The sequence below is a fragment of the Idiomarina sp. genome, from assembly GCF_019431395.1.
In the GTDB taxonomy this organism is placed as follows: Bacteria; Pseudomonadota; Gammaproteobacteria; order Enterobacterales; family Alteromonadaceae; genus Idiomarina.
On record NZ_CP080268.1, the window covers coordinates 878,695 to 903,561 of the forward strand.

At 47.5% G+C, this 24,867-nt stretch carries 20 protein-coding genes and 2 pseudogenes; 15 read left to right on the plus strand and 7 right to left on the minus strand.

Annotated features, from left to right (window positions below; translation table 11 throughout):
• Entirely contained in the window at nt 1–555 is a 555-nt protein-coding gene (locus tag KZ771_RS04365) for a hypothetical protein (protein ID WP_290654493.1), read from the plus strand.
• On the opposite strand, the gene KZ771_RS04370 is transcribed toward KZ771_RS04365, so the two are convergent.
• Nucleotides 539–1,192 carry a hypothetical protein gene (locus KZ771_RS04370; RefSeq protein WP_290654494.1) on the minus strand — a complete coding sequence of 218 codons (654 nt, stop codon included), beginning with the start codon at nt 1,190–1,192 and terminating at the stop codon, nt 539–541. The genes KZ771_RS04365 and KZ771_RS04370 overlap by 17 nt on opposite strands.
• A gap of 356 nt (nt 1,193–1,548) precedes the next feature.
• On the opposite strand from KZ771_RS04370, the gene KZ771_RS04375 reads away from it, so the two are divergent.
• The 3 genes and pseudogenes from KZ771_RS04375 to hrpA all read left to right on the plus strand — a co-directional run bounded on the left by KZ771_RS04375 (nt 1,549) and on the right by hrpA (nt 6,974).
• On the plus strand, nt 1,549–2,340 hold the full coding sequence (locus tag KZ771_RS04375; RefSeq protein ID WP_290654495.1) for a site-specific integrase: 792 nt from the start codon (nt 1,549–1,551) through the stop codon (nt 2,338–2,340).
• Between the two features lie 387 nt (nt 2,341–2,727).
• Nucleotides 2,728–3,069 (plus strand): annotated as a pseudogene (locus KZ771_RS04380) (isoaspartyl peptidase/L-asparaginase); the annotation flags it as partial.
• 14 nt (nt 3,070–3,083) lie between these two features.
• A complete protein-coding gene (gene hrpA / locus KZ771_RS04385; protein ID WP_290654496.1) occupies nt 3,084–6,974 on the plus strand; it encodes an ATP-dependent RNA helicase HrpA in 3,891 nt (1,296 codons plus the stop codon).
• A 21-nt stretch (nt 6,975–6,995) separates the two neighbouring features.
• Here the strand turns inward: hrpA and KZ771_RS04390 are convergent, their stop codons facing one another.
• The 6 genes from KZ771_RS04390 to ubiG form a co-directional block, all read right to left on the minus strand.
• Nucleotides 6,996–7,262, minus strand: coding sequence for a GrxA family glutaredoxin (locus KZ771_RS04390; RefSeq protein WP_133538506.1), 267 nt, complete (start codon nt 7,260–7,262; stop codon nt 6,996–6,998).
• 144 nt (nt 7,263–7,406) lie between these two features.
• Nucleotides 7,407–7,670, minus strand: coding sequence for a class I ribonucleotide reductase maintenance protein YfaE (gene yfaE / locus KZ771_RS04395; protein ID WP_133538505.1), 264 nt, complete (start codon nt 7,668–7,670; stop codon nt 7,407–7,409).
• 12 nt (nt 7,671–7,682) lie between these two features.
• On the minus strand, nt 7,683–8,816 hold the full coding sequence (nrdB, locus tag KZ771_RS04400; protein ID WP_290654497.1) for a class Ia ribonucleoside-diphosphate reductase subunit beta: 1,134 nt from the start codon (nt 8,814–8,816) through the stop codon (nt 7,683–7,685).
• A gap of 17 nt (nt 8,817–8,833) precedes the next feature.
• Nucleotides 8,834–11,170: a class 1a ribonucleoside-diphosphate reductase subunit alpha gene (gene nrdA / locus KZ771_RS04405; RefSeq protein ID WP_133538503.1), complete on the minus strand. Its 2,337-nt coding sequence runs from the start codon at nt 11,168–11,170 to the stop codon at nt 8,834–8,836.
• Between the two features lie 298 nt (nt 11,171–11,468).
• The gene (gph, locus tag KZ771_RS04410; protein WP_133538502.1) at nt 11,469–12,152 is read right to left on the minus strand and encodes a phosphoglycolate phosphatase; all 684 of its coding nucleotides are present in this window, start codon (nt 12,150–12,152) and stop codon (nt 11,469–11,471) included.
• A gap of 26 nt (nt 12,153–12,178) precedes the next feature.
• A complete protein-coding gene (ubiG, locus tag KZ771_RS04415; RefSeq protein WP_290654498.1) occupies nt 12,179–12,910 on the minus strand; it encodes a bifunctional 2-polyprenyl-6-hydroxyphenol methylase/3-demethylubiquinol 3-O-methyltransferase UbiG in 732 nt (243 codons plus the stop codon).
• A 169-nt stretch (nt 12,911–13,079) separates the two neighbouring features.
• Between ubiG and gyrA the strand changes: the two genes are divergently transcribed.
• The 11 genes and pseudogenes from gyrA (at nt 13,080) to KZ771_RS04470 (ending at nt 24,860) form a co-directional block, all read left to right on the plus strand.
• On the plus strand, nt 13,080–15,728 hold the full coding sequence (gene gyrA, locus KZ771_RS04420) for a DNA topoisomerase (ATP-hydrolyzing) subunit A (RefSeq protein WP_133538500.1): 2,649 nt from the start codon (nt 13,080–13,082) through the stop codon (nt 15,726–15,728).
• Nucleotides 15,721–16,806, plus strand: a complete 1,086-nt coding sequence (gene serC, locus KZ771_RS04425) for a 3-phosphoserine/phosphohydroxythreonine transaminase (RefSeq protein ID WP_290654499.1) — start codon at nt 15,721–15,723, stop codon at nt 16,804–16,806. Before gyrA ends, serC begins: the two co-directional genes overlap by 8 nt.
• 25 nt (nt 16,807–16,831) lie before the next feature.
• On the plus strand, nt 16,832–17,935 hold the full coding sequence (gene hisC / locus KZ771_RS04430) for a histidinol-phosphate transaminase (RefSeq protein WP_290654500.1): 1,104 nt from the start codon (nt 16,832–16,834) through the stop codon (nt 17,933–17,935).
• Nucleotides 17,935–19,247, plus strand: a pseudogene (gene aroA, locus KZ771_RS04435) (3-phosphoshikimate 1-carboxyvinyltransferase). The gene hisC and the pseudogene aroA overlap by 1 nt, the downstream one beginning before the upstream one ends.
• An 88-nt stretch (nt 19,248–19,335) precedes the next feature.
• On the plus strand, nt 19,336–20,025 hold the full coding sequence (gene cmk / locus KZ771_RS04440; RefSeq protein WP_133538496.1) for a (d)CMP kinase: 690 nt from the start codon (nt 19,336–19,338) through the stop codon (nt 20,023–20,025).
• Nucleotides 20,026–20,155: 130 nt separating this feature from the next.
• Entirely contained in the window at nt 20,156–21,832 is a 1,677-nt protein-coding gene (gene rpsA / locus KZ771_RS04445) for a 30S ribosomal protein S1 (protein WP_133538495.1), read from the plus strand.
• Nucleotides 21,833–21,886: 54 nt separating this feature from the next.
• Entirely contained in the window at nt 21,887–22,171 is a 285-nt protein-coding gene (locus KZ771_RS04450) for an integration host factor subunit beta (protein ID WP_133538494.1), read from the plus strand.
• Between the two features lie 76 nt (nt 22,172–22,247).
• Nucleotides 22,248–22,538 carry a LapA family protein gene (locus tag KZ771_RS04455; protein WP_166635857.1) on the plus strand — a complete coding sequence of 97 codons (291 nt, stop codon included), beginning with the start codon at nt 22,248–22,250 and terminating at the stop codon, nt 22,536–22,538.
• A gap of 6 nt (nt 22,539–22,544) precedes the next feature.
• Nucleotides 22,545–23,699, plus strand: a complete 1,155-nt coding sequence (gene lapB, locus KZ771_RS04460; protein WP_133538492.1) for a lipopolysaccharide assembly protein LapB — start codon at nt 22,545–22,547, stop codon at nt 23,697–23,699.
• 11 nt (nt 23,700–23,710) lie between these two features.
• Nucleotides 23,711–24,409 (plus strand): orotidine-5'-phosphate decarboxylase, encoded by a 699-nt coding sequence (pyrF, locus tag KZ771_RS04465; protein ID WP_133538491.1) that lies wholly within the window; start codon nt 23,711–23,713, stop codon nt 24,407–24,409.
• Nucleotides 24,410–24,512: 103 nt separating this feature from the next.
• On the plus strand, nt 24,513–24,860 hold the full coding sequence (locus tag KZ771_RS04470; protein ID WP_243734414.1) for a helix-hairpin-helix domain-containing protein: 348 nt from the start codon (nt 24,513–24,515) through the stop codon (nt 24,858–24,860).
• Nucleotides 24,861–24,867 lie beyond the last annotated feature (7 nt).

Genomic DNA, 24,867 nt, shown 5'->3' on the forward strand with positions numbered 1-24,867 from the left:
ATGACGATTAAACTAATAGGCATTGTTCCTACCAAACGAGCAGAATATGACGAGCAAGGTAACAAGGTCAGCGCGGATGAGTACAACGATCTAAAATACTACGTAATGAGTCACGATCGCATTAAGGGCTTATCGGAGTCTGAAACCATACGTACTGATTTACCCAGCTTTGTGTCTAAAACTTACTATTACGATTTTTCGGGCGAAGCCGAAGCTAAACAAGCACTCGGTTATGACGAAGAAACTAGCGAGTATAACGTCGAGTTTTTGCCTTCTCCTGAGGAAGAAGTCCGGTTGTTCAAAGAAAGTCGTCAGAAGCTTTTAGACCAGGCCGTTGTTACAACGACCAGTGGTAAGGAGTTTGATGCCGACGAGGCCAGCATGAGCCGAATGGTCAATGCCCTTACCGCTGCCAGCGACGAGCCTGACACAACAATTATTCCGTGGTCACTGGCGAACGATGGTACGGGCGTAATGACGGATTGTACCAAGGCCGAGATTAAAGAGGCTCATAAACTTGCCGTGGAGAACATGGCTGCTATTTGGAGTATTTAGTTGAATTTTTCCATTCGCTACTGAAAAATCCTTTATGAATACTGTAACTAGTAGTTTTAGACTGAATTTCTTTAGTGTTTAAATTTTTGATTTCGAAAGATGCGACTTGTAAAAGCTGCCGTCGCATCTCTCTAAATTTTATAACGACCTCAGAGCCGTAATTAATGATTTCGTTAGTTTTTGGACTAGTCGCAAGTTCGAAAACCCAATTCATACAAACCTCATTGAACTCATCGCTAATGAAGGGGGTTAAATATGCCACATCATTTTTTAGCGTAGTGCCTAATTTTGAAAGTTCATCCATGACCATCTGCTCAAAATCCGGCTGGGGGTGCTTTCCCTCAGATTTAGCAGTAAACTTACTAACATGATGTCGAGCTATAGCGAGTTCCAATTGCCAAACGGGTTTAGCTAATTCTTCGACTATAGTAGAAGCCACCCGCGCACGGTTTTTATATTTTTCTTGTTTCCGCCAGTAAAACAAAGCATAAATTGATAATCCTAAAAGTCCCAGTGCAGAGAAAGCGCCGATAAAGTCAAACCAAGTACTGACATCATCTTTGCTAAACGCAATCGCAGAACCAAGAGAAAAGACTGCAATAAATGCGAAAACTGTAAATATATTTTCCTTAATCATAGTGCTACCTGCGTGCTATTTCTTATTTTTGAAATAATTCGATTGAAGCTATAAAGGGGTTAAGAGGCTATCTGGTTATTAATCGTGATTCTCGTTGTGGCCTTTATTGTCTGAATATGGCTGCATGTCTTATACCGCGCGGCTTTTGCTGTGTTTATCTGTGTCGCTAGTTGTTTCTGTTTATCTGGTGTTTTCTTTGTAAGTAAAGTTCTATATGCTACTAGCGTGCTATAAATTGATGCCTGCGTGCTATTTTGGATATTTATGCTTACAGACAGACAACTCAAGTCAATTACAAGAGCATCGTAGATAAACACTTGAAAGGGCGCTACTCAATCGCTGTTGAGCGCATCCGGATGGATGAGTGGCTAACGCTGTTTGACGGAATAGCAGAGAACACATCGCCTTATAATGCCGGCGTCGTCCTTAAGGTTACCAAGCGGGCACTCGGCTGGTGTATGCGTCGGGAGTTAATCAACCCGCCATCCGTGATGAACCTCGAGGTGAGCACAATTGGGACCAGCAAAAGCCAACGTGACAGAGTACTGGAATTACATGAGGTCGGCTTAATCTGGATGGCCATTGAGAACACCAAGCTATCATTGGCCGTTCGCAACTGTATTAAACTCATCATGCTTACCGGCGCTAGGAACTCCGAAGCCAGAGAAGCTAAGTGGAAAGAGTTCGACTTTGATAATCGTATTTGGACCGTATCCAAGGAGCGCAGCAAAACAGGTGTGGCTATTCGCCGACCGTTGACTGATGACATGCTTCAGCTAGTGAACACGATGAAGTCCGCGCCCAGTCCTAATTATGTGTTTGGCTCAATGGACAACGACTTTAAAAAGCCGATCACAACGCACGCAATTCAGCGAGCCGTCAGACGTTTGCGAGCAAAACTGAATATGGAAGAGTGGCGTGTTCACGACTTTCGCAGAACACTCGCTACACGGTTATCAGAGCAGGGTGTACAGCCGCATGTGGTTGAAAAAATGTTGGGACACAGTCTGGGCGGCGTATTAGCCATATACAACCGCCATGACTGGATAAATGAGCAGAGAGAAGCCTATGACGCGTGGTATCAGCTAGTCATCCAGGCCGCCGAGGCAGCGGCCAGAAGAATTACTGAAGACCAGCAAACTTCCTGACATCCTTAGCAGGATACAGAAACTTGCTCCCGGTTCCTGGAATAGGCTTCGGAAACTGCTCATGCTTTTGTGTTACACGGCAAAAGGTACTGCGTGAAATACGGAGCAGGTCGCATATTTCCTTAACGGTCATTACCTCAATGTGTCGATTGTCTTGTACTGTCTGCTGCATCATAGTTACCTCATTCAAAAAACGTGTTCGTTAAAACGGAATATCATCGTCAAAGTCTTGTGCTGCTGACGCAGGACCCTTCCAGTTTTTTCCTTGAGAGCCGGTGCCTGGCATTGTTGTGCCGAGACCACTCTGCTGTGGTTGCGGCTGTGGCGTAGCGCTTTGATTAGGACGCTGTTCCCAGTTTGTTCCCGGTCTGTTCCCACTTTGCTCTGAAACGTTATGGTAGAATTGGCGACTCGCCGATTATTGGCGCTGGCACCTGGGCTGACAATGATAGTTGCGCGGTTTCGGCAACCGGGCATGGCGAATATTTTATTCGTTATCATGTTGCTGCTGATATTTGTTCACGGGTTAAGTACCAGAACAAAAGCGTTGCCGAAGCGGGCGATGAAGTCATTCACGGTGTGTTGCAGGAAGCTGGCGGTACTGGTGGCGTGATTATTATCGATGCAAACGGTAACATCGCCATGCCGTTTAATACCGAGGGCATGTATCGCGGATATATGAAGGCCGATGGTAAGGCGCATATTGCCATTTACCGCGAGGACGACTAACACAACGGAGCAGTATGGATCCTAAAGCACTGATTAAGCAGTATCAGGCACAGCTGGAACAATGCACACTACAACAGGCCGCGCAATTGCGCGGCCGTTTACGTGGTCTGCACAAAGTTAAAAAAGCAGAGCGGCAGCAACAGATACTGGAGAAAATAAAACAGGATATTGAGGCCGCCGAACTTGCCTATTTAGCCCGCAGTGAGCAGCGTTTTACTATTGATTATCCGCAGCAACTGCCGGTTGCGCAGCAGCGTGACGAGATCAAATCAGCGATAAAAAATAACCAAGTTGTAGTTATTGCCGGCGAAACGGGGTCAGGTAAAACGACACAGTTACCAAAAATGTTGTTGGAACTCGGTTATGGTCGGCGTGGTGTCATTGGTCACACGCAACCGCGTCGATTAGCAGCGCGCAGTGTTGCTGCCCGCATCGGTGAAGAGCTCAAGGATACGCAAAAACAGCAGGTCGGCTATAAAATCCGCTTTCAGGATCAAACCGCAGAGACCACAGCCATTAAATTGATGACTGATGGTATGTTGCTGTCGGAATTGCAAAATGATCCGCTGCTGCTGCAATATGACGCCATTATCATCGATGAAGCGCATGAACGCAGTCTTAACATCGATTTTTTGTTGGGTGTCTTGCATCAATTACTCCCTAAGCGCCGTGATTTAAAAGTCGTTATTACCTCAGCAACCATCGAAACCGAACGGTTCTCTCAGCATTTTAATGATGCACCGGTACTGACCGTGAGTGGCAGAACCTACCCGGTCGAGCTGCGCTATCGGCCGCCCGGTGACGGCAAAGCATCAGAAACAGACGTACTGCAAGGGCTGCTTGATGCCGTACAGGAACTTCAGGCAGAGGGTCCCGGCGATATATTGGTATTTGCCAGCGGTGAACGCGAAATCCGCGATTATGCTGATGCGATAAACGAGCTGCAGCTGCGCGATACCGAAGTACTGCCTTTGTACGCGCGACTGTCCTCCCACGAACAGAATCGGGTGTTTCACCCTCATGGCGGGCGTCGTATCGTCATTGCGACCAATGTGGCAGAAACCTCATTGACTGTACCGGGCATTCGCTACGTGATTGACCCGGGTACGGTGCGTATTAGCCGCTACTCCTATCGCACCAAAGTACAGCGTTTACCCATTGAACCCATTTCTCAGGCCAGCGCCAACCAACGCAAAGGACGTTGCGGCCGTATTGGTCCGGGGATCTGTATTCGGTTATATAGCGAAGATGACTTTATTAATCGGCCGGAGTACACCGACCCGGAAATTCTTCGGACTAATCTGGCGGCCGTTATTCTGCAGATGTCGTCTTTACGGTTAGGTGATATTCGTGAGTTTCCGTTTGTACAAAAACCGGATGAACGTTTTGTCAAAGACGGTCTTAACTTATTAGAAGAAATTCATGCCATCGAGGCAGGGCGCAAGCAGCAACAGCCGAGATTAACCGAAACCGGCCGGCAATTATCACGATTACCTTTGGATCCGCGTTTAGCGCGCATGGTATTAGCCGGGCAACAACACGGCTGCATGCGCGAAATGTTGATTATCACTTCCGCTTTGAGCATACAGGATCCCCGCGAACGACCGCATGATGCAAAGCAAAAGGCTGATGAGTGGCATCAGCGATTTGCTGATAAGAGTTCCGATTTTAATGCCTACTTAAATCTATGGAATTACCTGCAGCAAAAGCAAAAGGAGCTCAGTGGTAATCAGTTTCGTAAACAGATTGCACGCGAATTCCTGCACTTTATGCGTATTCGGGAATGGCAGGATATTTATACACAAAGCCGTCAAAGCGTGCGCGAGATGGGACTGCGCATTAACGATGAACCGGCCACGTACGAGCAAACCCACCGGGCTATTTTAACGGGTTTAATTTCGCAGGTGGGCTTAAAAGAGCAAAAACACGAATACCAGGGTACCCGACAAACGCGTTTTCATATATTCCCGGGGTCGCATCTTTTTGGTAAGCCGCCTAAGTGGGTGGTGAGTGCAGAGCTGGTAGAGACATCACGTTTGTTTGCCCGGGTTAACGCGGCTATCGAGCCGGAGTGGATAGAGCAGGCAGCATCACATTTAGTTAAACGTCAGTACCTGGAACCACATTTTGAAGCAAAACAAGGTTCGGTCGTTGCCGATGAGCAGGTCACCTTACTGGGACTGATTTTAGTCGGCCGCCGGCGCGTTCAATACGGGCCGGTTGCGCCGCTTAAGGCGCGCGAGTTGTTTATTCGCGAAGCCTTAGTGCAGGGTCAAATAAAGCGCCAATTACCTTTTATTAAGCACAATATTAAACTGATTGAGAGTGTGCAGGAGCTTGAGGCCAAGTCGCGCCGGCGCGATATTCTGGTGGATGAGCAAGAGCTGTATGATGCATACGACCGTCACGTGCCGGCAGGTATTTATACGGAAAAATTGCTGGCCGGTTGGTGGCACAAAGCCGCGAAGAAAAATCCGCAGCTACTGTTTTTTGAACGCGAAGACTTAATTGGCACCGATACCTCGCATATTACTGAACACGAATACCCTGAGTTCTGGCGTCAGGATAACCTGCGGTTGCCGCTAAGTTATCACTTTGAGCCGAATGCAGAAGATGATGGCGTCAGTGTTAATATTCAGTTGGCTATCCTCAACCAGGTTAGCGAGCAGGGTTTTGACTGGCACATTCCGGCTTTGCGCGAAGATCGTATTGCTGCGTTAATCAAGTCTTTACCTAAGCCTATTCGCCGTAACTTTGTACCGGCTCCCAATTACGCGGCGGCGGTAATGGCGGATATTGAGCCAATGCAGGGCGCGCTGCTCGATGCGATGGCAACTAAGCTACGGCGAATGAGCGGGGTAACGGTTGAACCTGAATCCTGGAACGAAGAGGCGGTGCCGCCACACCTGCGCATGAACTTTAAAATCTTTGATGGCAAAAAGCTGGTTAAGCAGGGGCGCAATTTAACCGCTTTAAAAGAGCAGCTTTCCGGCCGTGTACAACAGCGTCTGGATAAATCAGCAGGCGACTCGGTAAAACGTACCGACGTTGAAGCTTGGGATTTTGATTCCTTGCCCCGCGTTGTTACCGAGAAACAACAGGGCTTTGAGATTAAAGCCTACCCGGCGCTGGCCCATGCCGATGGAAAATTATCGGTACAAATGTATGACACGGCAGCGGAGGCAGAGCAGAAGCACCTGCGTGGTGTACGTGAACTGGTGCTAAAGCAAGTACCGTCACCGATAAAACATCTACAGAAAAGCCTGTCGAATAAAGCCAAGTTGGCAATGTATTTTAATCCCTGGGGTAAAGTGGATGTGCTGATCCAGGATTGTATTGCCGCTGCGGTCGATGAAATTATCGCCGAGCATAAGCAGCAGGGTGAACTTATTCGTGATGAGAAAGCCTTTAATGCCGTTAAAGAGCAGGTTAGAGCGGAATTAAACGAGCGCGTGGAAGCCATCGCGGGTTCCGTTGAGCGCTGTTTGCTGCAAAGCCAGGCTATTCGTAAACAGCTAAAAGGCAAAATCCCGCTGGATCAAATCCAATCACGTGGCGACGTGCAAAAGCAGTTAGATGAACTGGTGTTTAAAGGTTTTGTCAGCCGCCTTGGTGCTCAGCGATTAAAAGACGTAGAGCGCTATTTAAACGCGTTGCAAAAACGCTTAGAAAAACTGCCGGTGGATCCTAACAAAGACCGTTTGTTAACGCTGACGCTGGATAGCCTGGAGCAGGACTATAAGAAATTATTGAAGAAATACCCCAGCGTAGTGCCGGATGAGGTCAGTGAAATATACTGGATGCTACAGGAACTGCGTGTTTCGTTTTTTGCGCAGACACTGGGAACAAAGTATCCGGTATCTGAAAAGCGGGTAAAAAATGCAATGAAAGAAGCTCGCGCTTGATGCGCGAGCTGGTATTCTTAACTAAGCCGCGTACAGGCCCAGGTGTTCTTTAGCGTAGGCTTCAAATTCGGTAAAGCCGCCGACATGATTCTCATCGACAAAAATCTGCGGTACGGTGTGCACCGGTTTACCGACGGTTTTTTCCAGGTCAGCTTTAGTAATGCCTTCGGCTTGAATATCAACGTAGCGATAATCAAAGTCATCACGGTCTGATTTTAACTGGTCGGCAACATCTTTTGCACGAACACAAAACGGACAGCCTGGACGGCCAAAAATAACGGTAAACATAATAATCCCTCTCTCCACAACGTCGGGTATTTTAAAACTAGCGTTTAAACTTTGTGCACATTATCCATTTTTAATGCCACTTTCACAATGCATGATTGCGATTAGTCTTATCGAAAAAACAGATAGATTCGAGATAACACTACGTTAATGATCTAAATCAAGATCGCTGGTAGGCACACAGCAGCACGGTAAAATGTCGCCTTTACGAACGTACGCCAGTGGTTCATTGATATAACGGACACTGCCACTTTTTAAGGTAGAACGGCAGGCACCACAAAAGCCACTTTTACAATGGTAATGAACCTCTAGCTGATGCGCTTCAAGGGCCTCAAGTAAGGTGCCTTCAGATGCATCAACGGAGAGCTCGTGCTCTCCGTTAACTTTTACCTTAAAGATAGTTTGACTCATGGTGTGGTTAACTTATAAGTCAAAATCACCTAAGTCTGAGGCATCAACGCTACTATCGATCTGACCCACCAGGTAAGAGCTGATTTCCGCCTCTTGTGGTGCAACCTGCACGTTATCGGATACCAGGTATTTATTCATCCACGGTAGTGGGTTGGAACGCTGTTCAGGGAAGGGCGCATCAAAGCCAATCGCCTGCATGCGCAAGTTAGCAATGTACTCGACGTACTGGCACAACATGCTTTCGTTAAGACCAATCATAGAGCCATCTTTAAATAGATAATGCGCCCATTGCTTTTCTTGTTTAACGGCGGTCATGAAAATGTTGTACGCATCGTCGCGCAATTCTTCGGCAATTTCCTGCATTTCAGGATCGTCTTCACCGTATTGCCATAGGTTGATCATATGCTGAGTCGAGGTCAGATGAACGTTTTCGTCGCGTGCAATCAGTCGAATGATTTTGGCATTGCCTTCCATCAATTCACGCTCAGCAAAAGCAAAGGTACAAGCAAAACTAACGTAAAAACGAACCGCTTCTAGCGCGTTAACGGAGTTAATACACAGGAACAGTTTTTTCTTAAGCTCGCGCTTAGTCACGTTATGCACGGTACCGTCGATCTCAACTTCACCCTCGCCATGAGTCTGCCAAAGCTGCGTGTAAAAAATCAGGTCATCGTAGTATTGCGAAATATCGTTAGCGCGCATTTTTATCTGCTCGTTAATAACGATATCCTCAAATACTTCGCTCGGGTCACTGAATAAGTTACGCAGTATGTGCGTATACGAGCGTGAGTGAATGGTCTCGAAAAATGACCAGGTTTCTATCCAGGTCTCCAATTCAGGAATCGAAACAATAGGCAGCAGCGCGATGTTAGGGCTACGGCCTTGAATCGAGTCCAGCAGCGTCTGGTACTTTAAGTTGGAGATAAATACATGCCGTTCACTGGCGGTTAACTTGTTAAAATCAACACGGTCACGGCTCACATCGACTTCTTCCGGGCGCCAGAAAAAGCTAATTTGTTTTTCGATAAGCTTTTCGAAAATACTGTGTTTTTGCTGGTCATAGCGGGCAACGTTAACCGAGTTGCCGAAAAACATCGGTTCGGTTAACGGGTTGCTTTGTTCTTGACTAAAGGTTGAATACGACACGAAACAAACTCCTTTGCTTAAATCTTACAAGCGCCACCGGCACAGTCATCGTCTTCTTCGATAATGACTTCGGCAGGGCTCTGCGCTTGTGGTTTATTGGCTTGCTTGCGACCTTCAGCAATATCTGCCTGATTATCTGCGGCGCCATCACGGGTATTGTGGTAATACAATGTTTTAACGCCCATCTTGTATGCTGTTAACAAGTCCTGTAGCAATTGCTTCATAGGTACTTTGCCGGCATCAAACTTACTCGGGTCATAGTTAGTGTTCGCCGAGATAGTCTGATCAACGAACTTTTGCATAATTCCGACTAATTGCAGGTAACCCTTGTTATCCGGGATCTGCCAAAGCAGCTCGTACTTGTCTTTTAGGTTTTCGTAATCCGGCACCACTTGTTTGGTTACGCCATCTTTAGAGGCTTTAACGCTGACAAAGCCGCGTGGAGGCTCAATACCATTGGTGGCATTGGAAATTTGCGATGAGGTTTCTGATGGCATCAATGCTGACAAGGTCGAGTTACGCATACCATACTGCTGAATATCTTTACGCAACTGATCCCAGTCCAGATGCAGAGGTTCGTTACAGAATGCATCCAGATCCTTTTTATAGGTATCGGTTGGCATAATCCCCTTAGAATAAGTCGTCTCGTTAAACTTAGGACATTGGCCTTTTTCTTTGGCTAAATTCATCGATGCTTTCATCAGATAAAACTGGATAGCTTCAAAGGTTTGGTGCACCAGAGAGTTAGCCGAACCATCAGAGTACTTAACGCCGTGCTTAGCCAGGTAGTAGGCAAAGTTAATAACGCCGATACCCAGGGTGCGGCGATTCATGGTGGCGTTGTATGCTGCCGGTACCGGATACTCTTGATAATCGAGTAAGCTATCAAGCGCACGTACCGCCAAATCAGATAGCTCTTCAAAGTCTTCCAGTTTTTCGATCTTGCCCAGGTTAAACGCTGACAAAGTACATAACGCGATTTCGCCTTCTTCGTCATTAACGTGGCTCAATGGCTTAGTTGGCAACGCGATCTCTAAGCACAGGTTACTTTGGCGAATAGGTGCTACTTTAGAGTCGAATGGACTGTGCGTATTGCAGTGATCAACGTTTTGCACATAAATGCGGCCTGTGCTGGCACGTTCCTGCATGAATAAGCTGAACAACTCAATCGCTTTAATGCGTTTTTTACGAATGCTGTCGTCTTGTTCGTACTTAACATACAGACGCTCGAACTCGTCCTGATCTTCAAAGAATGCATCGTAAAGCCCCGGTACATCGGATGGGCTGAATAAGGTGATGAAATCGTCCTTAATCAGGCGCTGGTACATAACGCGGTTAAATTGCACACCATAATCCAGGTGGCGAACTCGGTTTTCTTCGACCCCGCGGTTATTTTTTAATACCAGTAGGTTCTCTACCTCCAGATGCCACAAGGGGTAGAAGAGGGTAGCAGCGCCGCCCCGAACACCACCTTGCGAGCAGCTTTTAACCGCTGTCTGAAAGTATTTATAGAAGGGAATACAACCGGTATGGAATGCTTCGCCGTTGCGAATAGGGCTGCCTAAAGCACGGATTCGACCCGCATTGATACCGATACCTGCGCGTTGCGATACATATTTAACGATGGCGCTGGCAGTGGCGTTAATAGAATCCAGGCTGTCACCGGTTTCGATTAATACGCACGACGAAAACTGACGGGTTGGTGTACGAACACCCGACATAATAGGCGTCGGCAACGAAATTTTGAATGTCGAGGTGGCATCATAGAAGCGCTTAATGTAGTCCATGCGAGTTGCTTTTGGATAATTAGCAAACAAGCATGCTGCAACCAGAATATATAAGAACTGCGCACTTTCATAGATATCGCCGGTGACGCGGTTTTGCACCAGATATTTGTTTTCGAGCTGTTTTACCGCCGCGTAAGAGAAGTTCATATCGCGCCAATGGTCGATAATCTCGTCCATTTGATCGAACTCTTGTTCACTGAAGTCAGTTAACAGATGTTCGTCATAGCGATGCTCGGCCACCATTTTTTTTACGTGGTCATACAAGCGTGGCGGTTCAAACTTGCCATAGGCACGTTTACGCAAATGGAAGATAGCCAGACGCGCGGCCATGTATTGATAGTCAGGTGCTTCTTCCGAAATTAAATCAGCAGCCGCCTTGATAATCGTCTCATGAATATCTTCGGTTTTTATCCCATCATAAAACTGGATATGAGACTTAATTTCTACCTGAGAGGCTGACACATTGTGAAGGCCTTCGGCAGCCCACATGATGACACGGTGAATCTTATCGAGGTTTAATGGTTCGCGTTCACCATTACGTTTAGTGACGAATAGTTGATCGTTCATTTTAGCGCCGACTCTTATCTATTTGTTATGTTGTTGTAACCACAAGATATTGTGTAAATTCCTCACTGATTAACGAATGAACACAATATCTAGGGGTGTTGGGATATTCAGTATGCTAGAAGTAACGCACCCAACGATCAAGTCAAATTAGATGAAATTATGTGTAAATATTGGTTGCAAATTACGATAGGTTGTCGAAACGCTTAAGCCACTTGCGTTTGCGTATTTATAATTTTTTTATCTTTTAAAATTCTTTCTTAGAAAGCGATATTCTAAGCAAAACGCTTTACCTTACTAATTAAGTCGCTAAGGCGGTGATAGATAAGATATCTAATAGTTCTGCCGGTGTTTGAATAACGTAATCCGCACCCCAGCGTTGTGGCTGGTCGTCATCACTAATATAACCGTAAGCGGCCAGAACCGTCGCCATGCCGGCGTTAATACCGGCTTGAATATCACGTTCGGCATCGCCTACGTATAGACACCGGCTGGCATCTACCTGCAAGGCATTAGCCGCGTGTAGCAAGGGCTCAGGGTGCGGTTTTGCTACGTCCAGGGTATCGCCGCCCACAACGACTTCGATATGATCAAATGCGTCAAAGTAAGGGAGCAGACGTTGGGTTAGTGCTTCTGGTTTATTGGTGACGATAGCCGTTTTTATGCCTGCGCTATCGAGCGCGTTTAACAGGTTCTCGATACCATCGAACGGGCGCGTATGAACCGCGATATTATCGTTGTAATAGCTCAGGAACTGCTCCCTTAATTGAGGCAGCTTAGTTTCGTCGCCGGCAATATCCTGGTCAAAGACTAAATTCAGCAGGCCACGGGAACCATGCGAGGCAAAAGGGGTAAAATGCTCTGCACTGACTTGCGGCCGTTGATGTAATCTGCACACGTGATTAAGTGCCGCACCCAGGTCAGGAGCGGTATCTAATAGTGTGCCATCGAGGTCGAACAGCACCGCGTTAACTGCGTTAGTCATGTTTGCCCTTTTAGTTTCGCTATCGTTTAAGCGCCTGGCTTAGTCAGCGCAACGATATAATTAACGTCAACGTCTTGCTGGCTTAGCTTAAAGCCCTGTAACGGATGGTAGACGATGCCATTGATTGCGTTTGCCTGCAATCCATAACGGTCAGTCATTGCCAGTAGCTCAGATGGTTTGATAAAACGCTGATGGTCGTGGGTCCCTTTGGGCACCCATTTAAGTACATGTTCAGCAGCGAAAATGCCTAACAGCCAGCTTTTAACGTTACGGTTCAGGGTAGAGAACAACACCTTACCGCCGGGCTTAACCAGACGGCTTACGGCACCGACAATCGATGCGGGGTCGGGCACGTGTTCGAGCATTTCCAGACAGGTGACGACGTCAAATTGAGCGCTGTGTTGTTCAGCAAAGTCTTCAGCGGCAATACAGTCGTAGGGTATGTCTAACTCACTTTCGAGCGCATGTAAGCGCGCAACTTGCAGTGATTGCTCAGCTAAGTCGATACCGCGTACCTTCGCGCCGCGTTGAGCCATTCCCTCAGTCAGTAAACCACCGCCACAGCCTATATCAACAACCTGCTTGCCAAATAGACCGCCGACATGCTGTTCGATAAAGTCCAAACGCAAGGGATTGATTTTATGCAGGGGCTTAAATTCGCCTTCAGTATCCCACCAGCGTGAAGCTATCGCTGAAAACTTTTCGATTTCTGCCGGATCGACGTTTTGATTGACGTTTTTTTGGTCATTTTGAATCATTTCTATACCGGCTTAACGCCGCCTTCGGTCGGTCATTGTGCCGCATAGCATACCGCAGCAAAGGAATGTTAAAAAGAGGGTGCGATCATGCATGCGGATGGGTACAATGGCTAGATCAATATAAAAACAGAATAGTTAGCCATTTTGTTAGGGATTTAGGGACAACAGTATGAGCGATCTTGCCAGAGAAGTGTCACCCATTAATATCGAGGACGAACTCAAGAGTTCTTATCTTGATTATGCGATGAGTGTCATTGTCGGCCGTGCGTTACCGGATGTGCGCGATGGTCTTAAACCGGTTCACCGACGCGTTTTGTTCGCGATGAACGAATTGCGTAATGACTTTAACAAGCCCTATAAAAAATCAGCGCGTGTGGTCGGTGATGTTATCGGTAAATATCACCCGCACGGCGATTCGGCGGTCTACGATACGATTGTTCGTATGGCACAGCCATTTTCATTGCGTTACACCTTGGTCGATGGTCAGGGTAACTTCGGTTCAGTCGACGGCGACTCTGCTGCGGCGATGCGTTATACCGAAATTCGAATGGAAAAAATTGCGCATCAGCTGTTAGCGGACCTTGATAAAGAAACCGTTGATTTTGTTGATAACTATGACGGTACCGAGCGCATTCCTGATGTATTGCCGACACGTATTCCGAATCTTTTAGTTAATGGTTCCTCAGGTATTGCGGTTGGTATGGCCACCAATATTCCGCCGCATAACCTTAACGAAGTGATTAACGGTACCTTGGCGTTAATTGAAAACCCGGACATCACTATCGATGAGCTGATGGAATTCATTCCGGGTCCTGACTTCCCGACTGCAGCGAGTATTTCCGGTCGTTCAGGCATTATTGAAGCTTATAAAACAGGGCGCGGACGCATTCACTTGCGCGCCACAGCCGAAGTTGAAGTAGACGAAAAATCCGGCCGCGAAAGCATTATCGTGACGGAAATACCGTACCAGGTTAACAAAGCACGTTTAATCGAGAAGATCGCCGAGTTAGTCAAAGAAAAACGACTCGAGGGTATCAGCGGTCTGCGTGACGAGTCAGATAAAGACGGCATGCGCATCGTTATCGAAATTCGGCGTGGGGATGTTGCTGAAGTGGTATTGAATCACTTGTATGCCAATACCCAGATGCAGGTTGTTTTCGGCATTAACATGGTGGCGCTGGATAAAGGCCAGCCAAAACTGTTTAATCTGTATGACATGCTCAACGCATTCGTGCGTCATCGTCGCGAGGTTGTTACCCGCCGCTCGGTTTATGAGTTACGCAAAGCCCGTGAGCGTGCGCACATATTAGAAGGCCTGGCTATTGCGCTGGCTAATATCGATGAAGTTATTGAATTAATTCGTCACTCACCGACGCCGGCAGAAGCTAAGCAGGGATTAACCTCGCGCAGCTGGCAGTTGGGTCATGTGGCAGCGATGCTCGAGGGTGCTGGCGTTGATGCGGCACGTCCTGATCATTTACCGGAAGAATACGGTATTCGTGACGGCAACTATTACCTGACTGAAGAACAGGCTCAGGCCATTCTTGACTTGCGCTTGCATAAACTAACCGGTCTCGAGCACGAAAAAATTCTCGAAGAATATAAAGGCATTCTTGATCAAATCGCGGAGCTATTGCACATCTTGCGCTCCAGCGAACGGTTAATGGAAGTTATTACCGAAGAGTTGGTCGAAGTACGGGCCAACTTTGGTGACGAGCGTAAAACCGAGATAACAGCGGCGGCGCACGACATCAGTATGGAAGACCTGATTAACGAAGAAGACGTTGTGGTGACACTGTCGCACGAAGGCTATGTCAAGTATCAGCCGTTGACCGAATACGAAGCACAACGCCGTGGCGGCAAAGGCAAAGCGGCCACTAAAATGAAGGACGAAGACTTCATTGAGCGACTATGGGTAGCAAACACCCACGATACGATTTTGTGCTTCTCAACCTATGGTCGCATTTACTGGATGAAGGTTTACCAGTTGCCATTGGCAAGTCGCGCGTCTCGCGGTAAACCGATTGTAAACTTGTTACCGCTGGAGTCGGATGAACGCATTACCGCTATTCTGCCGACCCGGGATTATCCGGAAGACAAGTTCGTCATTATGGCGACCAAAAACGGCACCGTTAAGAAAACGCCATTACCTGAATATTCGCGCCCACGTAACGGTGGCATTATTGCACTAAATCTAAATGATGGTGATGAGCTTATTGGTGTTGATATCACCGATGGCGAACAAGAAATTATGTTGTTCTCGGATGCCGGCAAAGTCGTTCGCTTTAAAGAAGATCAAGTGCGTTCGATGGGTCGTACTGCTACCGGTGTGCGTGGTATTCGGTTAGAGGATGGACAACGGGTTGTCTCGCTGATTGTTCCGCGTACTTACGAAGAAGCCGAGGCTGCGATTCTTACGGTAACCGAAAACGGCTATGGTAAACGTACACCCGTTGGTGATTATCCGACTAAATCGCGCGCTACCAAGGGCGTGGTATCAATAAAAGTCAGTGAGCGCAACGGCATTGTAGTCGGTGCTATGGAAGTTATTGATGGCAACGAAATTATGCTGATCAGTAATAAAGGCACGCTAGTGCGCACTCGTGTTAACGAAGTGTCTACCGTGGGTCGTAACACCCAGGGTGTACGCTTAATTCGCACAGGCGATGACGAACAAGTGGTTGGTTTACAACGTATCGATGAAATTGACGAGGACGAAGTGCTGACCGAGGCTATTGACGGTGAACAGCCTAATAGCGAAGAGCATGATGCGGGAGACAGCGACGCGGAAGCCGGACAGGAAAGTGCTGATGAGTAATAGTGTTTTTAATTTCTCTGCCGGCCCTGCCATGCTCCCTAAAGTGGTCATGGAGCAGGCGCAGTCTGAGTTATTAAACTGGAATAATACCGGCGTTTCGGTGATGGAGTTTTCACACCGGGACCCGGCTTACGTAGCAATGGCTAAACAAGCAGAACAAAATCTGCGCGACTTGCTAAATGTACCTGATGGCTACGAAGTGCTGTTTCTGCAAGGGGGCGGACGTGGTCAATTTTCCGCCGTACCGCAAAATATCGCCTCTAAAACATCTACGGTAGACTATCTGGACAGTGGTATTTGGTCAGGTTATGCCATACGCGAAGCGCAAAAGTATGTGGGCGCTGTAAACGTTGTCGCAGGTAACCAGGAAACCGGACAGGGCAAGGCCATTGCTCCGCGCGATCAATGGAAGCTGTCAGACAATGCTGCCTACTTTCATTATTGTCCTAATGAAACAGTTGACGGTATCGCATTGCATGATATCCCTGATGTGGATGCTCCCATTGTAGCGGATATGTCATCGAATATTTTGGCCGAACCGCTGGATGTTAGCCGCTTCGGGGTTATCTATGCCGGCGCACAAAAGAATATTGGACCGTCCGGGTTCGCTATTGCGATTGTAAAAAAAGACCTGCTCGGTAACCCGCAGCCTGAACTGAGTTCGATCATGGACTACCAGTTGCAGGCGAAAGATAACTCAATGTACAACACACCAAACACCTTTGCCTGGTATCTATCCGGGTTGGTGTTTAAATGGCTAAAAGAGCAGGGTGGCCTAGCGGCGATGGGTCAAACTAATCACCAAAAAGCGAGCACCTTGTATAGCTACATTGATGGGTCAGATTTCTATCGTAATCAGGTTAACCCGGATTACCGCTCGATAATGAATATTCCTTTCCAGCTAGCGGATGAGCGCCTTGATGAGCGCTTTTTAGCCGAGGCGAAAGAAGCTGGCTTAATGGGGCTGAAGGGACACCGCTTTGTCGGTGGCATGCGAGCCAGCCTCTATAATGCGATGCCGTTGGAAGGCGTTAAGGTGCTTATCGATTTTATGGATGAGTTTGCACGTAAAGCTTAAAAAAACAATAAAGGTAATGATGACTATGGCACGTTTTGATGCAACCGCAGCAGCTAACCCGGGCGTTCGTCAGTTACAGCCTTACCAGGCCGGTAAACCGATGGACGAACTGCAACGAGAACTGGGTTTGTCACACGTGGTGAAACTGGCGTCTAATGAAAACCCGCTCGGTTTAAGTGAAAAAGTTCGCACTGCATTGCAGGGCGAGTTGTCGGACTTGATTCGTTATCCCGACGCTAATGGTTTTTACTTAAAAAGTAAGCTGGCCGAATTGCAGGGCGTGGATACTCATCAAATCACCTTAGGTAATGGCTCTAACGATGTGTTAGAGATTTTAGCGCGTACCTTTGTTAACGCTGATAACGAAGTCATTTTTTCGCAACATGCCTTTGTGGTCTACCCACTGGTTACTCAGGCAATTGGCGCTAAAGCGGTAGCGGTGCCTGCCAGTGATTATGGCCACGATTTGGACGCTATGGCGGGGGCGATTACGGATCGTACTAAAATGATCTTTATCGCCAATCCGAATAACCCGACGGGCACGTTTTTATCGACTGAATCCATAAAAACCTTTCTGGATAAGGTGCCGTCGAACGTTTTGGTGGTGCTGGATGAGGCCTACTACGAGTATGTTGCAGAACATGAACGTGCGCCCTCAATTGCATGGTTGAAAGACTATCCTAACCTGGTGGTCTCACGAACCTTTTCAAAGGCCTACGGGTTAGCCGGCCTGCGAGCCGGTTACGCAGTAACTAGTGCTGAAATCGCTGATTTACTTAATCGCATTCGTCAGCCGTTTAATGTTAATTCGTTGTCATTAAAAGCTGCCGAAGTGGTATTGGATGATCATGATTATCTACAGCAGGCCATTAAGGTTAATGCGGCCGGTATGCAACAGCTGATTGAGTTTTGCCAACAGGATGGGTTCGGCTACATTTCATCGCACGGCAACTTTTTAACCATCGAAGTTGGCCCTAAAGCTGCTGATATTTATCAAAAGCTATTACATGAAGGGGTGATTGTGCGTCCTGTAGCAGGCTATGAACTACCAAATCATTTACGGGTGAGTATTGGGCTGGCGGATGAAAACCAAGCCTTCATTGATGCGATGCGCCGCATAAGCTACTAATGCAAAAACTTCCACAAACCTTGACGGTAAGCGGTCTTAAGCATTGCCGCGGCGAAGTGACACTGCCGGGTTCAAAAAGCATCGCTAACCGCGCATTGCTCATAGCCGCGCTCGCGGACAAGCCGGTTGTGCTTAAGAACTTGTTGCGCAGCGACGATACGGCGCGCATGTTAGAGGCATTAAACGCATTGGGTGTAGAGGTAGAGGAAGTTACCCCTACGCAGGTGGTTGTGCATGGCTGTAGCGGGCAGTGGACGACTGTGCCGGAGCGTTTACTGCTTGGCAATGCGGGTACAGCAATGCGCCCGTTGGTCGCGGTTTTGGCGGCAACGTTAACTGGTAAACAATCGGTTACTCTTGACGGTGACCCCCGCATGCGGGAACGACCGCTGGGTGACCTTATTGATAGTTTAGTTGAGCGTGGCGCGCGGCGCTTGATTGTTTGCAAAACCAGGGATATCCGCCTTTAGCCGTGAGCAGCGGTCTGCAAGCTGGTGATTTTACCATTGATGGCAGTGTTTCCAGTCAATATGTTAGTGCCTTGCTGATGGCACTACCGCTGTTAGCTGAAGACTCAACGCTAACGCTAACCGGTGACGTCGTATCACGCCCTTATATTGATCTCACCATTGCTATGTTGGGTAGTTTCGGCATTACTATCAAGCCTATTTCTGAACGACAGTACGCTATTACCGGAGGCCAGCAGTATCGGTCGCCGGGCGAATATTTTATTGAAGGAGACGCCAGCGGAGCCAGCTATTGGATGGCAGCCGCAGCTATCGCCGGTGGCCCGATAACCATACAGGGCGTCGGTCAGCACTCTATTCAGGGCGATATTGGTTTTGCTGACGTCGTACAACGCATGGGCGCAACCGTTGAGTGGGGTGAAAACTCGGTAACGGTGAGTGGTTCCGGCGCGTTACAGCCCATTGATTTTGATGGTAACCAAATTCCTGACGCGGCTATGACCATCGTACCTTTGGCGTTGTTTGCAAAAGGTCGAACGTCAATATGTAACGTGGCAAATTGGCGGGTAAAAGAGACCGACCGCCTGGCAGCTATGGCTACTGAGGCGCGCAAATTTGGTGCAACGGTAGAAGAGGGCGCGGACTACCTGATCATTGACCCGCCGGCAGTGCTTAAGCAAGCGACTGTTGATACTTACGACGACCATCGCATTGCCATGTGTTTTGCATTGCTTGGTTTTTCTGCAAATGGGGTGAACGTAAATGACCCTGGATGTTGTAAAAAAACCTACCCGCAATTTTTCAATGAGCTTTCACGCCTCTGTCATATCGATCTTTTACCTTAGCGCTGGCGTATTGAGGGTGCAAAATTTTGATAAATGCGTATAATTGCGCCGCTTAATACTGCAATTGGCAGGGCAATCAGAGGACTTTATGGCAACACCCACCCCAGTTATTACCATTGATGGACCTAGTGGTTCGGGCAAAGGAACCGTTAGTCGTATTTTGGCAGAAAAAATGGGCTGGCATCTATTGGATAGTGGCGCTATCTACCGTGTGCTGGCACTGGCAGCACTGCATCACAATTTTAGTGAGGCAGATGAAGAAAGCCTGGTTACCCTGGCCGCACACCTCGATGTTAAATTTGAAGCGCAGGAAGATGATGGTTTAACTCATATTATCCTCGAGGGTGAGGACGTGACCATGACTATCCGCACTGAAAAGGTCGGCAACATGGCCTCTAAGGTAGCGGCATTGCCACGTGTCCGCGAAGCGCTGTTACGCCGCCAGCGTGGCTTTAAAGACTTGCCTGGGCTGGTTGCCGACGGACGTGATATGGGAACCGTCGTGTTTCCCGAGGCCGATGCAAAAATCTTTCTGACAGCATCCGCGCAGGAACGCGCACAAAGGCGTTACAAGCAATTGCTCGAAAAGGGCTTTGATGCTAATATTGACCAATTAATAACCGAAATTCAAGAACGTGACGAACGTGACACATCGCGTAGCGTGGCGCCGTTAAAACCAGCTGATGATGCGCTGTACATTGATAGTACAGAACTAAGCATCGATCAGGTGGTAGAAGATATTTTGACGTTTGCTCACAGCAAACTGTCACATGACTAGCTAGCTTGCCCGGCAAATTGGCCGGGTGGGTTATTTAGGCGTCTGCCGTAAGGATACATGCAGACTTTATTCATAACCCCGCTGACTACGGAATTTCAGTGGACGTCATTTAAAAGCGAAGATATTTAATATGTCAGAAAATTTTGCACAGCTGTTTGAAGAAAGCCTGAAGGAAGTCGAAACTCGCCCGGGCTCCATCGTAAAAGGCACCATCGTTGCTATCCAGAAAGATTTGGTATTAGTTGACGCTGGCCTTAAATCTGAAAGTGCTATCCCGGCAGAACAATTCCGTAACGCGGAAGGTGAACTGGAAGTTAGCGTTGGCGATGAAGTCGACGTAGCACTTGATGCTGTTGAAGATGGTTTCGGCGAAACGATTCTTTCACGCGAAAAAGCTAAGCGCTATGAAGCTTGGCTGCAGCTGGAAAAAGCGCACGAAGAAAACGCAACAGTTACCGGTTACATTTCTGGTAAGGTTAAGGGTGGCTTCACTGTGGACTTAGGCGGCGTTCGCGCGTTCTTGCCAGGTTCATTGGTTGACGTACGTCCAGTACGTGAAACTACACACCTTGAAAACAAAGACCTTGAATTCAAAGTTATTAAGCTTGACCAGAAGCGCAACAACGTTGTTGTTTCTCGCCGTGCTGTTATCGAGAAAGAGAACAGTGCAGAACGCGAAGAGCTGCTTGAGAACCTGCAAGAAGGTCAAGAAGTTCAAGGTATCGTTAAAAACCTTACTGACTACGGTGCGTTCGTTGATTTGGGTGGTGTTGATGGCCTATTGCACATCACTGACATGGCTTGGAAGCGTGTTAAGCACCCAAGCGAAATCGTCAATGTTGGCGACGAAATCACTGTTAAAGTATTGAAGTTTGACCGTGAGCGTACTCGCGTATCATTGGGTCTTAAGCAATTAGGCGAAGATCCATGGGCGGATATCGCTAACCGTTACCCAGAAGGTACTCGCCTAACCGGTCGTGTTACGAACTTGACTGATTACGGCTGCTTCGTCGAAATCGAAGAAGGTGTTGAAGGTCTGGTACACGTATCTGAAATGGATTGGACTAACAAAAACGTTCACCCATCTAAGGTTGTAAACCTGGACGACACGGTTGAAGTTATGGTTCTGGAAATCGACGAAGAGCGTCGTCGTATTTCTCTTGGCCTTAAACAATGCAAGCCTAACCCTTGGGAAGAGTTCGCTAAGAACCACAACAAGGGCGAGAAAGTTACTGGTAAGATCAAGTCAATCACTGACTTCGGTATCTTTATCGGCTTGGATGGCGGTATTGATGGCCTGGTTCACTTGTCAGACATCAGCTGGAACGCAACTGGCGAAGAAGCCGTTCGCGATTACAAGAAAGGCGAAGAAGTTACTGCCGTTGTAATGCAGGTTGACGCAGAACGTGAGCGCATCTCTTTAGGTATTAAGCAACTTGAAGAAGATCCGTTCAACAACTACTTGGCAGCTAACAAGAAAGGTTCTATTGTTACTGGTACCGTCACTGAAGTTGACGCGAAAGGTGCAAAAGTTGAACTGGCTGACAGCGTAGAAGGTTACGTTCGTGCTGCAGACATTTCTCGTGAACGTGTAGAAGATGCATCAACTGAATTATCTGTTGGTGACGCTATCGAAGCGCGCTTCATGGGTGTTGATCGCAAAAACCGTACTCTGAGCTTGTCTATCCGCGCGAAAGACGAAGTTGAAGAGAAAGAAGCGGTTGAGCAAGTCAACAAGCAGCAAGACAGCTCTGGCATTAACAGTGCAATGGCTGACGCGTTTAAAGCGGCTAAAACTGACGACTAAGATTGATGTAACGTGCGTCTTCGGCGCACGTTTTATTAATAAGGAGGAGGTAGCATGACCAAATCAGAACTGATTGACCGGTTAACCCTGAAGTATCAGGACTTACCTCCTACGGTCGTTGAAGCGAGTGTTAAGGATATCCTTGAGCAGATGGTTCAAAGTCTGGCTCACGGAAAACGCATCGAAATACGAGGCTTCGGCAGTTTTTCGTTGCATTATCGCGCGCCGCGTATCGGCCGTAATCCAAAGACTGGTGAAAAAGTCGAGCTGGATGCAAAATATGTCCCTCACTTTAAAGCAGGCAAGGAATTACGAGAACGCGTTGATAATTTTAGTTAATCTTTGTACTCGAATGATAAAAACGGCATGCTATACTGGCATGCCGTTTTTTTATGGGTAGCAGCTGAGGATGCACATGCTTAAAAAATTGTTAGTCGTGATCCCAATCCTGGTGATATTTTTCGTTGCATTAGCGTTTGGCGCGCAGAATGCCGGCCAGGTGCAAGTAAACTTTCTGGCGTTTAGCGCAGAGCTATCCATTGCCGCCGTTGCCGGCATTTTTATGGGCTTCGGTTTTTTAATTTCGTTAATTTTTTATTTTCTTTCGACATTACGTTGGAAGCTACGCTACCAGCGCCTGCTTAGAAAGTTTAACAAGCTGCGCCAACAGAACGAGTCAGAAGCAAAACCAGATGCCGAGGCGTAATAGCTAATGCTTGAGTTACTGTTCCTTTTATTACCTGTTGCCGCCGCTTATGGCTGGTTTATGGGGCGGAACAGTGTACGTAGTGAAGAGCGCAAAGAACAACAACGGTTTTCAAAACAGTATGCCACCGGCTTAAATCTGCTACTGTCAGATCAGCCGGACAAGGCGGTTGATTTATTTGTTGAGCTATTAGATGTAGATAGTGAAACCCTCGAAACTCACTGGACGCTGGGTAAGCTTTTTCGCCGCCGCGGCGAAGTTGAGCGTGCCATAAAGATCCACCAGAATTTAACCTCACGTCCAAATATCACCGAAAATGACCGTCTAACTGCCATGTACGAGCTCGGCAAAGATTATCTCGCTGCGGGTATTTACGACCGCGCTGAGCAAATGTTTTCCGGCTTACAACGGCATAAGTATTTTCGTGAGCGCAGCCGCAAAAATTTGTTAGAGCTGTATCAAGCAACCCATGAGTGGGATAAAGCGATAAAAACAGCACTTCGGTTAACTCGGGATGACCGACATATCGAGATAGTTGTAGCTCAGCTTTACTGTGAATTAGCGCAAATGGAGCAAGGCAGCGAAGCGGTAAAACATTATAAAAAGGCGCTTAAGCACGACGACAACTGTGTGCGGGCAAGTATTGCTTTGGGACTATTGTACCAACAAGATAATCAAACAGAGTTGGCAACAAGTTACCTGCAACGAGTTTTGCAGCAAGATAAAAGTTTTGTCAGTGAAGTATTAAAACCACTAGAAAGCATTTATAAAAAACAGGGCGATCAAACACCCTATATTGAGTTTTTACACCATTGTGTAGAAAAAAATGCGGGTACCAGTGCTACGATTGCATTGTCCGAATATATCTTCGCAACTCAGGGTGGCGATGCTGCCGAGCAGTTTATACGCAGCTCTATGGAGCAGCACCCAACCATGCGAGGCTTCCATCAGCTAATGGACTTTCATATTCGCGCAGCCGACGTGGGAAGTGCGCGTGAAAGCCTAAAAATACTGCAGCGAATGGTAGCGGAACATATCGCCCAACGACCCAAGTATAGTTGTAGGCATTGTGGATTTTCGGGGCACACCCTGTATTGGCAATGCCCAAGTTGCAAAAGCTGGAGCACAACTAAACCCATTTTTGGTATTGACGGTGAATAGGTGAAATAATAATGAGCTTACCAAGCGTTTATATTGCATTGGATTATCATAACCGAATACAAGCTGATGCTATGGTGTCACAACTTGATCCTGGCAAGGTCGGTATAAAAGTCGGTAAAGAGCTGTTTACGACAGAAGGGCCGGACTGGGTTAGTGAGCAGGTAGAAAAAGGCTTTTCTGTGTTTTTGGACTTAAAATTCCATGATATTCCTAATACCGTTGCCAAAGCCGTTACTGCTGCTGCCAAGCTGGGCGTCGACGTGGTTAACGTGCATGCCAGTGGCGGTCTAAAAATGATGCAGGCTGCCAACGCGGCATTACAGGAATTACCAACGGACAAGAGGCCCTTGCTTATTGCTGTGACGGTGCTTACATCAATGGATGAAAGTGACCTTGCGGATATTGGCATCATCGTGCCGGTACGTGAGCAGGTATTACGATTGGCAAAACTAACGCAACGTGCAGGTTTAGATGGCGTTGTCTGTTCAGCGCAGGAAGCAAAAATGTTGCACGATGAACTTGGCGCCGCGTTTAAGTTAATGACGCCGGGAATACGGCCGGCAGCAGCGCAACAGGATGATCAAAAGCGCACCTTAACGCCGCGTCAGGCGCAACAGGCCGGTGTAGACTTTATGGTGATTGGGCGTCCTGTCACTCAGGCAGACAACCCACACCAGGCCGTGCTTGAGATATTGGCTGAATTAAGTTAGCGCATTATCGTATATGGTTAGACGTTGCTATGGCTGAACTATAGTTAGTTTGCTGTTTTTCTTAATAAGACAAGCGTAAACAAACTAACGATGAGGAAGCCTTATGTTACGGAAAACTTATTTATCTGCAATTGCATCACTCGCTTTTACTGTAACTGCCAGCGGAGCAGTGAGTGCCGCTCCGTTAACCAGTGCAGCCGCACCTGAGCCCATGGCTGTTTATACTCAGGCGGCAGAAACGCCCGCAAAGGAAACACTGTTAGATATTAATACAGCCACGGCGGCGGAGTTGTCAGCAGTAATGATTGGCGTGGGTGTAAAACGGGCCGAAGAAATTATTAAGCTACGCGAGCAATTGGGCGGTTACACCGAGCTTGAGCAGTTGCTGGATGTAAAAGGCATCGGCTTAAAAACCCTAGAAAAGAACAAAGCACTCATTCGAATTAATTAATCTGCCT

Coding starts and splice junctions, on each gene's coding strand:
- KZ771_RS04450 (WP_133538494.1), top strand. CDS start 21,887: ATGACCAAATCAGAACTGATTGACCGGTTAACCCTGAAGTATCAGGAC.
- gph (WP_133538502.1), bottom strand. CDS start 12,152: ATGACTAACGCAGTTAACGCGGTGCTGTTCGACCTCGATGGCACACTA.
- cmk (WP_133538496.1), top strand. CDS start 19,336: ATGGCAACACCCACCCCAGTTATTACCATTGATGGACCTAGTGGTTCG.
- KZ771_RS04370 (WP_290654494.1), bottom strand. CDS start 1,192: ATGATTAAGGAAAATATATTTACAGTTTTCGCATTTATTGCAGTCTTT.
- gyrA (WP_133538500.1), top strand. CDS start 13,080: ATGAGCGATCTTGCCAGAGAAGTGTCACCCATTAATATCGAGGACGAA.
- hisC (WP_290654500.1), top strand. CDS start 16,832: ATGGCACGTTTTGATGCAACCGCAGCAGCTAACCCGGGCGTTCGTCAG.
- KZ771_RS04390 (WP_133538506.1), bottom strand. CDS start 7,262: ATGTTTACCGTTATTTTTGGCCGTCCAGGCTGTCCGTTTTGTGTTCGT.
- rpsA (WP_133538495.1), top strand. CDS start 20,156: ATGTCAGAAAATTTTGCACAGCTGTTTGAAGAAAGCCTGAAGGAAGTC.
- KZ771_RS04455 (WP_166635857.1), top strand. CDS start 22,248: ATGCTTAAAAAATTGTTAGTCGTGATCCCAATCCTGGTGATATTTTTC.
- yfaE (WP_133538505.1), bottom strand. CDS start 7,670: ATGAGTCAAACTATCTTTAAGGTAAAAGTTAACGGAGAGCACGAGCTC.
- lapB (WP_133538492.1), top strand. CDS start 22,545: ATGCTTGAGTTACTGTTCCTTTTATTACCTGTTGCCGCCGCTTATGGC.
- KZ771_RS04365 (WP_290654493.1), top strand. CDS start 1: ATGACGATTAAACTAATAGGCATTGTTCCTACCAAACGAGCAGAATAT.
- nrdA (WP_133538503.1), bottom strand. CDS start 11,170: ATGAACGATCAACTATTCGTCACTAAACGTAATGGTGAACGCGAACCA.
- pyrF (WP_133538491.1), top strand. CDS start 23,711: ATGAGCTTACCAAGCGTTTATATTGCATTGGATTATCATAACCGAATA.
- hrpA (WP_290654496.1), top strand. CDS start 3,084: ATGGATCCTAAAGCACTGATTAAGCAGTATCAGGCACAGCTGGAACAA.
- serC (WP_290654499.1), top strand. CDS start 15,721: ATGAGTAATAGTGTTTTTAATTTCTCTGCCGGCCCTGCCATGCTCCCT.
- ubiG (WP_290654498.1), bottom strand. CDS start 12,910: ATGATTCAAAATGACCAAAAAAACGTCAATCAAAACGTCGATCCGGCA.
- KZ771_RS04470 (WP_243734414.1), top strand. CDS start 24,513: ATGTTACGGAAAACTTATTTATCTGCAATTGCATCACTCGCTTTTACT.
- KZ771_RS04375 (WP_290654495.1), top strand. CDS start 1,549: ATGGATGAGTGGCTAACGCTGTTTGACGGAATAGCAGAGAACACATCG.